The following is a 14,564-nucleotide window of genomic DNA, read 5'->3' as shown; positions in this document are numbered from 1 at the left end:
AGGCCAGCCGCACTGTCAGTGGTTTTCCTTGGCGTGATTGATGGAATATTTCGGTATTTCAACCGTCACATCGGTCTGCGCCAGAAACGCCTGGCAGCTCAGGCGGGAATTGGGCTCCAGTCCCCAAGCGCGGTCGAGCAAGTCTTCTTCGCTTTCGTCGAGCCCGTTCAGGGAGTTGAAGCCTTGGCGCACGATCACATGGCAGGTGGTGCAGGCGCAACTCATGTCGCAGGCGTGCTCAATATTGATCTTGTTGTCGAGCAAGGCCTCGCAGATGGACGTGCCTGCTGGCGCCGAGATTTCAGCGCCCTGCGGGCAGTATTCGGAATGGGGCAGTATTTTGATGATGGGCATGGTGTCAATCTGACTTGTTGGGGCTTGGTGCAGACGCTCGCTCAGACCGCCTCGATGTTTTTCCCCGCCAGGGCTTGTCGAATGCCGCGGTTCATACGTTGCGCCGCGAAGGACTCGGTGCCTTTGGCCAGCGCCTGGGTGGCGGCTTCAATGGTGGCGGTGTCGCCATGGGTACGCGCATCGGTGAGTCCGACGACCAGGCTGTCAATCTGCGCCCGTTCATTGGGGCTCAGCAGGTCCGCGTCCGCCGCCAACGCGCTCTGCGTGGCAAGAATCATGCGGTCGGCGTCGACCTGCGCCTCGGCCAGGGCACGTGCCTTCATGTCCTGCTGGGCGGTGGAAAAACTCTCCTGCAGCATGCGGGCAATCTCGTCATCAGACAGGCCGTAGGAGGGCTTCACGTCAATACGTGCCTCCACCCCGCTGCCCTGCTCTTTGGCATTGACGCTGAGCAGGCCGTCCGCATCCACGGTGAAAGTCACCCGGATGCGCGCAGCGCCAGCGGCCATGGGCGGTATGCCGCGCAACTCGAAGCGGGCAAGGCTGCGGCAATCGGCCACCAGATCACGCTCGCCCTGCACCACATGCAGGGCGAGCGCCGTCTGGCCGTCCTGGTAGGTGGTGAAGTCTTGCGCCATGGCCGTCGGGATGGTCTGGTTGCGCGGCACAATGCGCTCGACCAGTCCGCCCATGGTCTCAATACCCAGCGAGAGCGGAATCACATCGAGAAGCAGCAAGTCACTCCCGCCATGGTTGCCAGCCAGCTGGTTGGCAGAAATGGCAGCGCCGAGGGCCACCACCTCGTCGGGATTGAGGTTGGTCAACGGCTCACGGCCGAAGAAACTGGCCACCGCCTTGCGCACCTGAGGCATGCGCGTGGAGCCGCCCACCAGCACAACGCCGTGAATCTCATCCTTGGCCAGTTTGGCATCGCGCAAGGCCTTGCGCACGGCCGACAGTGTGCGCTGGGTCAGATGAGCGGTTGCAGCCTCAAAATCTTCCGCCTTCATCTCCACATTGACCAGCACCTTGGCCAGCTGCACGGAAAACGGGGCCGAATCTGCGGCAGACAAGGCCTCCTTGCAGGCGCGCGCTGCCCGTTGCAGGGCCGCCTTGTCCGAGGGCGTGAGGACATCGGCCGCCAGGCCGGCCTTGGCCAGCACCCAGTCCACCAGCGCGCGGTCGTAGTCGTCGCCTCCGAGCGCAGAGTCGCCACCGGTAGACACCACCTCAAACACGCCCTGCGTGAGGCGCAGGATGGAAATATCAAACGTCCCCCCGCCCATGTCGTAGACGGCATAGACGCCTTCGCTGGCATTGTCCAGGCCATAAGCGATTGCAGCCGCCGTGGGCTCATTGATCAGACGCAGCACGTTCAGGCCGGCCAATTGCGCCGCATCCTTGGTCGCCTGGCGCTGGGCCTCGTCGAAATACGCGGGTACCGTGATCACGGCACCGTAAATATCATCATTGAAGGTGTCTTCGGCGCGATAACGCAGGGTGGCCAGAATTTCAGCGCTGATCTCGACCGGGCTCTTTTCTCCCGCAACAGTCTGCAGCGTGACCATGCCCGGCTTGTCGTTGAGCTGATAGGGCAACTGCGCGCGGCTGCCAATGTCGTCAATGCCCCGCCCCATCAGGCGCTTGACTGACGAAATGGTATTGCCGGGGTCTTCCACCTGTGCCGCCAGCGCCTCAAAACCGATCTGGCGCCGATTGGCGTCCAGATAGCGCACCACGCTGGGCAAAATCACGCGGCCTTCGTTGTCAGGCAGGCACTCAGAGACGCCATTGCGCACGCTGGCAACCAGGGAATGCGTCGTGCCCAAGTCGATGCCGACGGCAATGCGTCGCTGGTGCGGATCTGGCGTCTGGCCGGGTTCGGATATCTGCAGGAGTGCCATGTCGTTCTTCGGATGATTCGTCATTGTCCCAGCTGGTCGATGCGTGCATCCACCTCGCTGGCAAAACGCTCAATAAACATAAGGCTTCTGACCTGCTGCGCCGCAGCGGCAAAGTCCTTGTTGATGTCAAGAGCGTGCTCTATTTTTGATAGCTGCTTTTCCGCAGTCAATAAGGATTCGGAGGCAATATCCTCCAGGTCTTCAATGGTTTGAGCTTCATCCAGCGCTTCTCGCAACTGCATTTGCTGCACCAGAAAATCATGCGGCATGGCCGTGTTTTTCTCGGCGTGGATCGGAGCCCCATGCAACTCGCACAGGTAGCTGGCGCGCTTCAAGGGGTCCTTGAGTCGCTGGTAGGCCTCATTAATGCGTACCGACCATTGCATGGCCACACGCTGGGCTGCCGCGCCCTGGGCTGCGAACTTGTCGGGATGGGCCTCGCGCTGCAGCTCTTTCCAGCGGGCATCAAGCGCGGCACGGTCCTGCGCAAAGCGCACGGGCACGCCAAACAATTCGAAATCGGTGGATTGGAGGTTCATGTCAAGAAAAAGCCGCCAGCACAGTCAGTGAAGGCGGCTCTGCGAAAACGGCTGTACTGGATGTCTGGGCTAGCGCAAGTGCGCCCGTCAAACCCGAAAGCTTTCACCACACCCACAGCGATCACGCTCGTTGGGATTGATGAACTTGAAGCCTTCGTTCAGACCCTCACGCACAAAGTCGAGCTGGGTACCGTCGATGTAGGCCATGCTTTTGGGATCCACCAGCACCTTGACGCCGTTGTCTTCGAACACCACATCTTCAGGCGCGATCTCGTCGGCATATTCAAGCTTGTACGCCAGGCCCGAACAGCCTGTGGTCTTGACGCCCAAACGCACGCCCACACCCTTCCCGCGTTTGGCCATATAGCGGGTCACGTGGCGGGCAGCAGCATCGGTGAGAGTAACGGACATTTCAATGACTCAAAAATTAGGCAGGACTATCAGTGCGTGTGCTTTTGCTTGTAGTCGTTCACGGCAGCCTTGATGGCGTCTTCCGCCAGAATGGAGCAGTGGATCTTGACCGGTGGCAAAGCCAGTTCTTCGGCAATGGCGCTGTTCTTGATACTTGCCGCTTCGTCCAGCGTTTTGCCCTTGACCCACTCGGTCACGAGTGAGCTGGAAGCAATCGCCGAGCCGCAGCCATATGTTTTGAAACGCGCATCTTCAATCACGCCCGTGACCGGGTTGACCTTGATCTGCAGTTTCATGACGTCGCCGCAAGCGGGGGCGCCCACCATGCCGGTACCTACCGTTTCGTCACCCTTTTCAAAAGAGCCGACATTGCGGGGATGTTCATAGTGGTCTACCACTTTTTCGCTGTATGCCATTTGTTTACCTCTTTAGCTGTCTGATCTGCTGATTTGGCGGGCCGATTCAGTGGGCTGCCCACTGGATGGTGGACAGGTCAACCCCATCCTTGAACATCTCCCACAGGGGGGACAGTTCACGCAACTTGGCCACGTTTTCCTTGATGGTGGCGACCGCGTAATCGATCTCTTCCTCGGTGCTCCAGCGGCCAATCGTCATGCGCAGGCTGCTGTGCGCCAGCTCGTCGCTGCGACCCAGGGCACGCAACACATAGCTGGGCTCCAGGCTGGCCGAGGTACAGGCCGAGCCACTCGATACAGCCAGACCCTTGATGCCCATGATCAGCGATTCGCCTTCAACATAGTTGAAACTCATGTTCAGGTTGTGCGGCACGCGCTTTTCAGCATGTCCATTGAGGAACACTTCCTCCACATCCTTGAGGCCGTTGAGCATGCGCTCGTGCAGGGCGGCGATGCGCTTGTTCTCTTCGTGCATCTCTGCTTTGGCAATGCGGTAAGCCTCGCCCATGCCCACGCACTGATGCGTAGGCAAGGTGCCGGAGCGCATTCCGCGCTCGTGGCCTCCACCGTGCATCTGGGCCTCCAGGCGCACGCGGGGCTTGCGGCGCACATACAGCGCCCCAATGCCTTTGGGGCCATAGGTCTTGTGCGAGGTCAGGCTCATCAGGTCCACCGGCAGGGTCGCCAGGTCGATGTCCACGCGGCCGGTCGCCTGCGCAGCATCCACATGGAAAATAATTCCCCGTTCGCGGCACAGGGCGCCAATCGCAGGGATGTCCTGGATCACGCCAATTTCGTTGTTGACGTACATGACGCTGACCACAATGGTGTCGGGCCGCATGGCGGCCTTGAGGGCCTCCAGGTCAAGCAGGCCATCGGCCTGCACATCCAAATAGGTGACTTCAAAACCTTGACGCTCCAGCTCACGGCAGGTGTCAAGCACAGCCTTGTGCTCGGTCTTGACCGTGATGAGGTGCTTGCCCTTGGTCTTGTAGAAATGGGCGGCACCTTTAAGCGCCAGATTGTTGGACTCGGTCGCACCACTGGTCCACACGATCTCGCGCGGATCGGCGCCAATCAGGGAGGCAACCTGCTCGCGCGCTTTTTCAACGGCAGCTTCTGCTTCCCAACCCCAGGCATGGCTGCGGGAAGCCGGATTGCCGAAATGCTCGCGCAACCAGGGAATCATGGCATCCACCACCCGCGGATCGCACGGATTGGTAGCGCTGTAGTCCATATAAATAGGAAAGTGTGGGGTATCCATTTAGCTAGCTTTTTTAATTCACAAGGTTGGCTGGCAGCTCAAAACAACGACCTCAATTCATCCGCAGGTCGACACCGGCAAAATACCGCGTTATGGCCCTCAGGATTTGGAAAATGCGTTTCCCAAGGCGAATACGGAGTTGGGCGCATTGACACGGATGGGTTTGACCACCGGTGCAGCAAAAACGGCCTTTTTCACCTGAGGAGTATTCTCGACCACCACGCCTTTGGCCAACTGGTCTTCCACCAGTTTTTGCAAAGTCACGGAATCAAGGAACTCCACCATGCGGCTGTTCAGGGAGGCCCACAGCTCATGCGTCATGCAGCGCCCGCCGTCACCCAGGCAATTCTCCTTGCCACCGCACTGCGTCGCGTCGATCGGCTCGTCCACCGACACAATAATGTCGGCAACGGTGATCTCCGAGGCCTTGCGGCCCAAGGTATAGCCACCACCAGGACCCCGGGTGGACTCCACCAGCTCATGCCGGCGCAATTTGCCAAAGAGTTGCTCAAGATAGGACAGGGAAATCTGTTGACGCTGGCTGATGGCAGCCAAGGTAACCGGGCCACTATTCTGGCGCAGTCCCAAATCAATCATCGCAGTGACCGCAAAACGGCCTTTGGTTGTGAGGCGCATAACAAGCTCCTTTAAGTTGGCTTGACTGTCGTTTTCACCCTGAAAGCTTGTGACCCTCAGAGAACTCGTCCTCCAGCAGCCCAGGTCAGTCAACGGGATGTCGCAGGGGCTCTTTTTGTTGCCAGGTTGTTCTTGACTGTTTTCGTCAAGTATAACATAGGCGCGATTTCTGCATGGGTATGCCCCCTGGGACGGGTAGTAACCCGTAGTAGGCGGCATTTTTGCACCATTTAGGTGCAAAATAATCACGCAAGTGCTGACGCGACGGCGCAGAAAAACTACCGCTGGCCTGAGCCTGCAGCGGCAATAACCGCGACATTGTCCACGCCCGGCGCGCCAAAAGCCTGCTCTTTCAGTATGTGCAACTGGTCGCGGATCCTGGCGGCTTTCTCGAACTCCAGGTTTTTGGCGTGCTCGATCATCTGCTTTTCCAGGCGTTTGATTTCCCGCGCGATGTCTTTCTCGCTCATGTCCTCCACCAGCGCTTTTTGCATCTCGAGCTTTTCCGCTTCCTTGCCGGATTTTTCGCTGTACACGCCGTCAATCAGGTCTTTGATGCGCTTGACCACGCTGCGCGGGGTGATGCCGTGCTCGAGGTTGAAGGCAATCTGCTTGTTGCGGCGTCTTTCCGTCTCATCCATGGCCTTTTTCATGGAGTCCGTGATGCGGTCGGCATACAAAATGGCGCGGCCGTTCAGGTTTCGGGCGGCCCGGCCAATGGTTTGAATCAGGCTGCGTTCAGCCCGTAAAAAGCCCTCCTTGTCGGCATCCAGGATGGCAACAAGCGAAACCTCGGGAATATCCAGCCCCTCGCGCAGCAGGTTGATGCCGACCAGCACGTCAAACGCGCCCAGCCGCAGGTCGCGCAGGATCTCCACCCGCTCCACCGTATCCACATCGCTGTGCAGATAGCGCACTTTCACCCCGTTGTCGCCCAGGTAATCGGTGAGCTGCTCGGCCATGCGCTTGGTCAGCGTGGTGATCAGCACCCGTTCGTTCCGCTCGACCCGGATGCGGATTTCCTGCAGAACGTCATCAACCTGGTGGGTTGCCGGCCGCACTTCAACCTCGGGATCCACCAGGCCCGTGGGCCGCACCACCTGCTCGACCACGTTGCCGGCATGCGCCTGCTCGTAGGCCGCGGGCGTGGCCGATACAAATATAGCCTGCCGCATCTTGGACTCGAACTCTTCAAACTTGAGCGGCCGGTTGTCCAGCGCACTGGGCAACCGAAAACCATACTCCACCAGCGTGGTCTTGCGCGCCCGGTCGCCGTTGTACATGGCGTTGAGCTGCCCGATCATGACGTGGCTCTCGTCAAGAAACATCAGCGCATCCTTGGGCAGGTAGTCACACAGCGTCGACGGCGGCGAGCCCGGCGCGGCGCCGCTCAGGTGGCGGGTGTAGTTTTCAATCCCCTTGCAGTGCCCGATCTCGCTGAGCATTTCGAGGTCAAACCGGGTGCGCTGCTCGATCCGCTGGGCCTCGACCAGCTTGCCGTCCGCAATAAACTGGCCCACCCGTTCGGACAGCTCCAGCTTGATGGTTTCCACCGCCGTCATGACCTTGTCGCGCGGCGTCACGTAGTGGCTCTTGGGATACACCACAAAACGCGGAATTTTCTGCCGGATACGCCCGGTGAGCGGATCAAACAGCTGCAGGGATTCAATCTCGTCGTCAAACAGCTCGATGCGGATGGCCAGCTCGGAATGCTCGGCCGGAAAAATGTCGATCACATCGCCGCGCACCCGGAAAGTGCCGCGCGCGAAATCCTGCTCGTTGCGGGTGTACTGCATGCGGATCAGGCGGGCAATGACGTCGCGCTGCCCCATCTTGTCGCCAATACGCGCAATGAAGCGCATCTGGGTGTAGTCCTCAGGCGCCCCAATCCCATAAATGGCGCTCACCGTGCCGACGATGATGGTGTCGCGGCGCTCCAGCACGCTCTTGGTGGCTGAAAGGCGCATCTGCTCGATGTGCTCGTTGATGGCCGAGTCTTTTTCAATAAAGAGATCGCGCTGCGGCACGTAGGCTTCGGGCTGGTAGTAATCGTAATAACTGACAAAATATTCCACCGCGTTCTTCGGGAAAAACTCCCGGAACTCGCTGTAAAGCTGTGCCGCCAGGGTCTTGTTCGGCGCAAACACGATCGCGGGGCGCCCCAGGCGTGCAATGACATTGGCCATCGTGAACGTCTTGCCGGAACCCGTCACGCCCAGCAGGGTCTGAAACACCTCGCCATCGTTGATACCCTCCACCAGCTGGGCAATCGCGGTCGGCTGGTCGCCCGCCGGCGGGTAAGGCATGAACAACTCAAAGGGCGAATCAGGAAAGCTGACAAATTCTCCGGCAGGGGATAAATCAGGCAAATCCGTAATGACTTCAGTGACTTCTGGCATAGAACCTCAATCTGGGCCCGTTAAAATCAAGGGCAACTAAACAGAATACGACATTCGGACGAAATCTGAAATAACAAGCTCAAAACCCCCGAAATGCCCGCTCCGCAGTAAACCCCGTAAAACCGGCCTGCCTGCATTGATTGCTTCTTCCGCTCTCTTCCGCTGATTCTTTCTTTCATTACTTCCTGAGGATTTTTTCATGTCTTTGTTTACCGCTGTCGAAATGGCCCCGCGTGACCCGATTCTGGGCCTGAACGAGCAGTTCAACGCAGACACCAACCCGGCCAAAGTCAACCTCGGAGTAGGTGTTTATTTCGACGACAACGGCAAGCTGCCGCTGCTGCAATGCGTGCAAGCCGCTGAAAAAACCATGATGGCCACGCCAACGGCCCGGGGTTACCTGCCGATTGACGGTATTGCCGCTTATGACGCGGCCGTCAAGGGCCTGGTATTTGGCGCCGACAGCGAGCCTGTCACTTCCGGCCGTATTGCCACGGTCCAGGGCATCGGCGGCACCGGCGGCCTGAAGATCGGCGCAGACTTCCTCAAGCACCTCAACCCCGATGCCAAGGTGCTGATCAGCGACCCCAGCTGGGAAAACCACCGCGCCCTGTTCACCAATGCAGGCTTCACGGTCGACACCTACGCCTACTACGATGCGGCCAAACGCGGCGTGAACTTTGAAGGCATGCTGGCCAGCCTGAACGCCGCCGCACCCGGCACCATCGTCGTGCTGCACGCCTGCTGCCACAACCCGACCGGCTACGACATCACACCCGCCCAGTGGGACCAGGTGATTGCCACGGTCAAGGCCAAAGACCTTGTGACCTTTCTTGACATGGCCTACCAGGGCTTTGGCTACGGTATTGCCGAAGACGGCGCCGTCATCGGAAAATTCGTGGCTTCCGGCCTGGATTTCTTCGTCTCCACGTCCTTCTCCAAGAGCTTCAGCCTCTATGGTGAGCGCGTCGGCGCCCTGAGCGTGCTGTGCAAGAGCAAGGAAGAAGCCGCCCGCGTGCTGAGCCAGCTCAAGATCGTGATCCGCACCAATTACTCCAACCCGCCCATCCATGGCGGCGCGGTGGTCGCTGCGGTGCTGAACAACCCCGAATTGCGTGCGCTGTGGGAAAAGGAACTCGGCGAGATGCGGGTTCGCATCAAGGCCATGCGCCAAAAACTGGTCGACGGCCTGAAGGCCGCTGGCGTCAAGCAGGACATGAGCTTTATCACCACCCAGATCGGCATGTTCAGCTACTCCGGCCTGTCCAAAGACCAAATGGTGCGCCTGCGCAACGAGTTTGGCGTGTACGGCACCGACACCGGCCGCATGTGCGTGGCCGCGCTCAACAGCAAGAACATCGACTACGTTTGCGCGTCCATCGCCAAGGTCATCTAAGCGCCGTGCCGGCCGACGGCGAACAGTTCGCCCGGGACGTGCTTGAGAACCCGCACAACCGCGCGATCCTGGATCGCCTTCCCCGCCTGAACCTGCCCGATGCCTGGCTGGTGGCGGGCTGTCTGTTCCAGACCGCCTGGAACCTGCGTTCAGGCCGCGAACCCGGGATCGGCATCAAAGACTATGACCTGTTCTATTTCGACGCCACCGACCTGTCGGAGTCGGCCGAAACCCGGGTCAACCAACAGGTTCAGGCCTGCTTTTCCGACCTTGGCGTGCTGATCGAGGCTAAAAACCAGGCCCGCGTCCATACCTGGTACGAAGCGTATTTCGGTTTCCCCTACCCGGCCCTGCGCAGCTCGCGCGAGGGCATAGACCGTTTTCTGGTGCGCTGCACCTGCGTGGGCTTGAAGCCGGGCCCTTCAGGCCTCGAGCTTTATGCGCCAAACGGCCTGGACGGACTGTACCAAGGGCTTTTGAGCCCCAACCCGCTGTGCAACCATCGCCCGCTGTTCGAGCAAAAGGCGCTGGACTATCAGGCACGCTGGAGTTGGCTCGAAATCCGCCACTAGACAGCTTGCTGGCCGCCTTGAGATTTTCTTGACGAAAAAACGGCTGCAACCCCCTGAATAGATACACATCATGCTGTCGAATTAATAGCAAATTCAGGACAGCCTGAGCACTGGGCATGAAGGCCCTTTGCACTAATTACCCCCAAATGGCCGAGCGCATCGAGATCGAGCCGGCCTGAAAACTCGTGTTGAAAAAACGCATCGGCTCCCGGGCCTCGACGGCTCCCGCCGCGTATAACAGCGGCAGATAGTGCTCGTGGGTCGGGTGGGCCATTTTGGCCACCTGCCCGAGCTTCTGGAAACCCTGCAGGGCGGCGAGGTTACCCTGCTGCAGGTAGCCGCCAATCGTCTGGTCAAATTCCAGGGCCCAATCGTAGGCTTGGCTGCCAGTGGCACCCCGCTGCATCTGGCGCAGGTTATGGACGATGTTGCCGCTGCCCACGATCAGCACGCCCCGGTCGCGCAGTGGCTTAAGCTGCTGCGCCAGCGCATAGTGGTCCTCGGGCGCCCGGCTGTAATCCATGCTGAGCTGAATGACCGGGATGCCCGCATCGGGAAACATGGGCTTGAGTACCGACCAACTTCCGTGGTCCAGTCCCCACTCACCCACGTCCAGCCCCAGCGGTGCCGAGGCGCGCTGCCGCACCAGCAGGCTGATGGCCTGCGCCGCCGCGGGGTCGCCCGGTGCAGGGTATTGCTGGTCAAAGAGCTCCTGCGGAAAACCGCCAAAGTCATGGATGGTCTTGGGCTGCGCCATGGCCGTCAGCCACCAGCCTTCGGTCAGCCAGTGCGCGGAAATGCACAAAATCAATTGCGGACGAGGCCACCTGGAGCCGAATTCGGCGCCCAGAGCCTGCCAGCTGCGCCGGTATTCGTTGTCACCAAGCACGTTCATGGGACTGCCATGACCCAGAAACAGCACCGGCATTCTTTCTGATTTCTTCAGGGATGCGAGCCGGTCCAGCGTGGCGGCGTCAGGGATGGGAAGCATGGTGTTTTCCTGTAGCGGGGTGTTGCAGCACCGGGGACATTACCGGTTCGCAAAGATATTCAGATATTAAGCCTTGCAAACAGGGACTTGTTGCCAGCGGGACAAGGCGGCCAGTTCTTTTTGGGGAATCGGAGGACCGGAGGCCGAAGCCGCACCACCAAGTGAAGTCAGCAGCCCTACACAAGTGGCGCTTTGGCCGAATCCCTGTTAAAAACGGCCCCAAATGGGTAGTACTCCTTAGGCCTGAAGGGGTCAACGCCTGTTATATTGCACTGCAACATGCACCGATTTCGCCCAGATTTCGCCCCAAATTAATCCAGAAATTACGAAGGTTTGTCCCATGCTCTACCAAGTCTATGAAGCCCAGCGCACGTTGATGGAGCCTTTTGTTGATTTTGCGCAAGCGGCTGCGAAGCTCTACAGCAACCCCTTGTCGCCGATGGGGCAAAACCCTTTTGCGCAGCGTGTAGCCGCCGGCTACAGCCTGATTTACCGCTTGGGCAAAGACTACGAAAAACCGGCATTCGACATCAAGACCATCGATGTGAACGGCACGGATGTGACCATCCACGAACGGGTGGAAATCGACAAACCTTTTTGCGAACTGCGACGCTTCAAGCGCTTCACCGACGACCCCGCCACGCTGACCGGCCTGAAGGGCGAGCCGGCGGTGCTGATCGTGGCGCCGCTGTCGGGCCACTACGCCACCTTGCTGCGCGACACCGTCAAAACCATGCTCAAGGACCACAAGGTCTACATCACCGACTGGAAAAACGCCCGCACAGTCCCCCTGTCCGAGGGTTCTTTCCACCTCGACGACTATGTCAACTATGTGCAGGAATTCATTCGCCATCTCCAGGGCATTTATGGCAACTGCCATGTCATCAGCGTCTGCCAGCCCACCGTGCCGGTACTGGCTGCCATTTCGCTGATGGCGTCGCGCGGCGAGTTGACCCCCCTGAGCATGACGATGATGGGCGGGCCGATTGACGCACGCAAGTCGCCCACCGCGGTCAACAACCTGGCGATGAACAAGAGCTTCGAGTGGTTCGAAAACAACGTGATCTACCGGGTGCCCAGCAACTTTCCGGGTGCGGGACGGCGGGTCTACCCCGGCTTTTTGCAGCATACCGGGTTTGTAGCCATGAACCCCGACCGCCACGCCAGCAGCCACTACGACTATTTCAAGGACCTGCTCAAGGGCGACGATGCCAGCGCGGAAGCCCATCGCAAGTTTTACGACGAGTACAACGCGGTGCTCGACATGGACGCCGATTACTACCTCGACACCATCAACACCGTATTCCAGGAATTCAAGCTGGTCAACGGTACCTGGGATGTCGTGGGCGTGGACGGCAAGATCGAACGCGTACGCCCCGAAGACATCAAAACGACAGCCCACTTCACCATTGAAGGTGAACTGGACGACATTTCCGGCTCTGGCCAGACCGAAGCCGCCCACGACCTCTGCTACAACATTCCGAAGGCCCGCCAGAAACACCTGGAAGTCAAAGGTGCCGGGCACTATGGCATCTTCAGCGGCCGCCGCTGGCGCGAGATCGTTTACCCGCAGGTCAAAGCCTTCATTTCTGAGCAACACGGCCAGCGCAAGGCCGCAAACACGTCGCCTCCTCTGGCTGTACAACCGGCAAAGCCAGCCGCGCCATCGGGCGGCACGGTGAAACGCAGTGCCGGCAAAGTGGCCCCAGTAGCCGCCTCAAAGGCAAAATCAACTGCAAAACCAACCGCAAAAGCGGCGGCAAAACCGTCAGGCCGTGGAGCCACAAAGACGGTGCGCAGAACAAGCTGATCAAAACAAGCTGCTCTGGTGTTTGAACTTTACGAAGCCGCTTCACCCTAAACCTGGATAGCTGCTGCCGGTGCGGGCACGGGTTCAGGATTGAGTTCAAGCAATGCACCGCCGGGCCGGGTAACCAATGAATGGCATGAGGCCCCGGCATGAAGGGGCCGCGCCGTGACGGCGAACCTTGTCGTGGCGCCTGTTGATACTTCGTTCGAGGATAAGCAAAAATGCGACAACTGGCGGGTGCCTGTGTGCTGTGTTTCCTGCTGGCAGCCTGCGGTGGCGGTGGCGGCGGGTCCTCCAGTTCCGGCACAGGCGGCCCGACGGTGGTCAGCGGCAAGGTCACCTTCGATTTCGTGCCCGTCGCACTCACAGGCGCGCTTCCGCGGCTCGACTATGACCACACGGCCCGCCGGCCTGCGCGTTCAGTCGTCGTTGAGGCGGTCGATGCGGGCGCCCAGTCGATCCTGGCCACGGCCAGCACCAATGCCGCAGGCGACTACACCTTTACCCTGGCAGCTGGACGAACCGTGTTTATTCGCGCAAAAGCCACCATGAAGGCGATTGGCGGCAATGCAGCCGACATATCGGTGATCGACAATACCAGTGCCGGTGCGCAGTGGGCCATTGACGGTGCCCCCTTTGCAACCGGCGTCAGCCCCGCCTTGACCCAGAACCTCCACGCCGCCTCGGGCTGGAACGGCAACGCCTACATCGATGCCGAGCGTGCCGCGGGCCCGTTCGCGATTCTGGATACGATTTACCAGGCCGCCCAGAAAATCATCTCGGTAGATCCGGCCGTCAGCTTTCCCAAACTGACTGTGAACTGGAGTCCCAACAATGTTGCGTCAAATGGCGATGTTGCGTTGGGACAAATAGGGACGTCGTCTTACCAGCGTTCGACAAGCGGCAACACCGTGCTCCGCAACCTCTACTTCCTGGGATTTGCCGACAACGACACCGACGAGTACGACACGCATGTGGTGGCGCATGAACTCGGGCACTACCTGCAGGAAGCCTTCGCACGCGACGACTCGGTGGGTGGCCTGCATGGGGGGCCCGACGACCCCCTTGACCTGCGCGTGGCGTTCTCGGAAGGCTGGAGCAACGGCTGGTCGGGCATTGCGCTCAACAACCCGATTTACTCAGACACGATTGGGCCCAGCCAGGCCAGCGGCGGCAGTTTCAATGTGTCCGTCGGCGAAAGCACCAACCCGGGCTGGTTCAAGGAACACAGCGTGGAAAAGATGTTCTGGGATTTCAGCAACCACGCGTCGATTGGCTTCAGCCAGGTCTGGAGCACCCTGAAGACGGGGCTGAAGGTTTCAGCGGCTCTCTCCAGCATCCACTCATTTGCCCGGGCGCTTGCAAATGACACGTCCAACAATGCCCTCGTCGCCAGCATTCTGGCCACGCAGAGCATCGCTCTACCCACGACACCCTATGCCGACAATGAGACCAACTTCGGCAGCCCGGTGATTGCCAACATCAATCCGATCTACCTCACCTATGGTTCGCTCAATACCGTCCTCGCCAATGTGTGCGTGGGCAATGCGGTCGATCCCTACCTTGACGCCAACAAGGCGGGGGAATATCGCCACGTCCGCCTGACGCTGCCGACGGGCAACCGCACCGTCGTTGTCGCGCAAAGCAGCAGCACCACCAATGTGAGCGATCCCGACTTCGTCCTGTACAACAGCGCGGGCCGGCTGCTGGAGGCCAACGGGACCGTGTCCAATTCAGAAACGGCGAACTGGAATCTGCCGGCTGGTGACTATGTGCTGGCCATCACCGATTTCAGGCTTTTCCGCCCGACGTCCAGCGGCGGCAATACCAGCGCCTGCTTCAGCCTGACGGTGCAGTAACCAGGACGCCGTG

13 protein-coding genes are annotated in these 14,564 nt (G+C 59.7%); 4 read left to right on the top strand and 9 right to left on the bottom strand.

Annotation, left to right across the window (positions count from 1 at the left end; translation table 11 throughout):
* Window positions 1–15 precede the first annotated feature (15 nt).
* The 8 genes from fdx to uvrB form a co-directional block, all read right to left on the bottom strand.
* Window positions 16–354: an ISC system 2Fe-2S type ferredoxin gene (gene fdx, locus AC1DUB_RS10735; protein ID WP_477716944.1), complete on the bottom strand. Its 339-nt coding sequence runs from the start codon at window positions 352–354 to the stop codon at window positions 16–18.
* 41 nt (window positions 355–395) lie between these two features.
* Window positions 396–2,258, bottom strand: coding sequence for a Fe-S protein assembly chaperone HscA (hscA, locus tag AC1DUB_RS10730; protein ID WP_477729516.1), 1,863 nt, complete (start codon window positions 2,256–2,258; stop codon window positions 396–398).
* A 20-nt stretch (window positions 2,259–2,278) separates the two neighbouring features.
* On the bottom strand, window positions 2,279–2,797 hold the full coding sequence (gene hscB / locus AC1DUB_RS10725) for a Fe-S protein assembly co-chaperone HscB (RefSeq protein WP_477729515.1): 519 nt from the start codon (window positions 2,795–2,797) through the stop codon (window positions 2,279–2,281).
* 87 nt (window positions 2,798–2,884) lie between these two features.
* The gene (iscA, locus tag AC1DUB_RS10720; protein ID WP_011483105.1) at window positions 2,885–3,208 is read right to left on the bottom strand and encodes an iron-sulfur cluster assembly protein IscA; all 324 of its coding nucleotides are present in this window, start codon (window positions 3,206–3,208) and stop codon (window positions 2,885–2,887) included.
* A gap of 29 nt (window positions 3,209–3,237) precedes the next feature.
* On the bottom strand, window positions 3,238–3,624 hold the full coding sequence (iscU, locus tag AC1DUB_RS10715; protein ID WP_477716947.1) for a Fe-S cluster assembly scaffold IscU: 387 nt from the start codon (window positions 3,622–3,624) through the stop codon (window positions 3,238–3,240).
* 46 nt (window positions 3,625–3,670) lie between these two features.
* Complete coding sequence (locus AC1DUB_RS10710) at window positions 3,671–4,888, bottom strand: IscS subfamily cysteine desulfurase (protein ID WP_477729514.1); 1,218 nt, start codon at window positions 4,886–4,888, stop codon at window positions 3,671–3,673.
* Between the two features lie 99 nt (window positions 4,889–4,987).
* Entirely contained in the window at window positions 4,988–5,524 is a 537-nt protein-coding gene (gene iscR, locus AC1DUB_RS10705) for a Fe-S cluster assembly transcriptional regulator IscR (protein ID WP_477717222.1), read from the bottom strand.
* A gap of 278 nt (window positions 5,525–5,802) precedes the next feature.
* The gene (gene uvrB, locus AC1DUB_RS10700; RefSeq protein ID WP_477716949.1) at window positions 5,803–7,923 is read right to left on the bottom strand and encodes an excinuclease ABC subunit UvrB; all 2,121 of its coding nucleotides are present in this window, start codon (window positions 7,921–7,923) and stop codon (window positions 5,803–5,805) included.
* 199 nt (window positions 7,924–8,122) lie between these two features.
* Between uvrB and AC1DUB_RS10695 the strand changes: the two genes are divergently transcribed.
* Together AC1DUB_RS10695 and AC1DUB_RS10690 are read left to right on the top strand one after the other, a co-directional pair.
* The gene (locus AC1DUB_RS10695; protein ID WP_477716950.1) at window positions 8,123–9,319 is read left to right on the top strand and encodes an amino acid aminotransferase; all 1,197 of its coding nucleotides are present in this window, start codon (window positions 8,123–8,125) and stop codon (window positions 9,317–9,319) included.
* The gene (locus AC1DUB_RS10690) at window positions 9,292–9,891 is read left to right on the top strand and encodes a nucleotidyltransferase family protein (RefSeq protein WP_477716951.1); all 600 of its coding nucleotides are present in this window, start codon (window positions 9,292–9,294) and stop codon (window positions 9,889–9,891) included. Before AC1DUB_RS10695 ends, AC1DUB_RS10690 begins: the two co-directional genes overlap by 28 nt.
* 136 nt (window positions 9,892–10,027) lie before the next feature.
* On the opposite strand, the gene ygiD is transcribed toward AC1DUB_RS10690, so the two are convergent.
* Entirely contained in the window at window positions 10,028–10,882 is an 855-nt protein-coding gene (gene ygiD, locus AC1DUB_RS10685; RefSeq protein WP_477729513.1) for a 4,5-DOPA-extradiol-dioxygenase, read from the bottom strand.
* A 340-nt stretch (window positions 10,883–11,222) separates the two neighbouring features.
* On the opposite strand from ygiD, the gene AC1DUB_RS10680 reads away from it, so the two are divergent.
* Together AC1DUB_RS10680 and AC1DUB_RS10675 are read left to right on the top strand one after the other, a co-directional pair.
* On the top strand, window positions 11,223–12,692 hold the full coding sequence (locus tag AC1DUB_RS10680) for a polyhydroxyalkanoate depolymerase (RefSeq protein ID WP_477729512.1): 1,470 nt from the start codon (window positions 11,223–11,225) through the stop codon (window positions 12,690–12,692).
* Window positions 12,693–12,913: 221 nt separating this feature from the next.
* Window positions 12,914–14,551 carry a hypothetical protein gene (locus AC1DUB_RS10675; RefSeq protein WP_477729511.1) on the top strand — a complete coding sequence of 546 codons (1,638 nt, stop codon included), beginning with the start codon at window positions 12,914–12,916 and terminating at the stop codon, window positions 14,549–14,551.
* Window positions 14,552–14,564: the final 13 nt, after the last annotated feature.

It is taken from the genome of Polaromonas sp. P4_F9 (assembly GCF_056401235.1).
This window is presented reverse-complemented; position numbering and strand designations above follow the sequence as displayed.

Coding starts and splice junctions, on each gene's coding strand:
- fdx (WP_477716944.1), bottom strand. CDS start 354: ATGCCCATCATCAAAATACTGCCCCATTCCGAATACTGCCCGCAGGGC.
- hscA (WP_477729516.1), bottom strand. CDS start 2,258: ATGGCACTCCTGCAGATATCCGAACCCGGCCAGACGCCAGATCCGCAC.
- hscB (WP_477729515.1), bottom strand. CDS start 2,797: ATGAACCTCCAATCCACCGATTTCGAATTGTTTGGCGTGCCCGTGCGC.
- iscA (WP_011483105.1), bottom strand. CDS start 3,208: ATGTCCGTTACTCTCACCGATGCTGCTGCCCGCCACGTGACCCGCTAT.
- iscU (WP_477716947.1), bottom strand. CDS start 3,624: ATGGCATACAGCGAAAAAGTGGTAGACCACTATGAACATCCCCGCAAT.
- AC1DUB_RS10710 (WP_477729514.1), bottom strand. CDS start 4,888: ATGGATACCCCACACTTTCCTATTTATATGGACTACAGCGCTACCAAT.
- iscR (WP_477717222.1), bottom strand. CDS start 5,524: ATGCGCCTCACAACCAAAGGCCGTTTTGCGGTCACTGCGATGATTGAT.
- uvrB (WP_477716949.1), bottom strand. CDS start 7,923: ATGCCAGAAGTCACTGAAGTCATTACGGATTTGCCTGATTTATCCCCT.
- AC1DUB_RS10695 (WP_477716950.1), top strand. CDS start 8,123: ATGTCTTTGTTTACCGCTGTCGAAATGGCCCCGCGTGACCCGATTCTG.
- ygiD (WP_477729513.1), bottom strand. CDS start 10,882: ATGCTTCCCATCCCTGACGCCGCCACGCTGGACCGGCTCGCATCCCTG.
- AC1DUB_RS10680 (WP_477729512.1), top strand. CDS start 11,223: ATGCTCTACCAAGTCTATGAAGCCCAGCGCACGTTGATGGAGCCTTTT.
- AC1DUB_RS10675 (WP_477729511.1), top strand. CDS start 12,914: ATGCGACAACTGGCGGGTGCCTGTGTGCTGTGTTTCCTGCTGGCAGCC.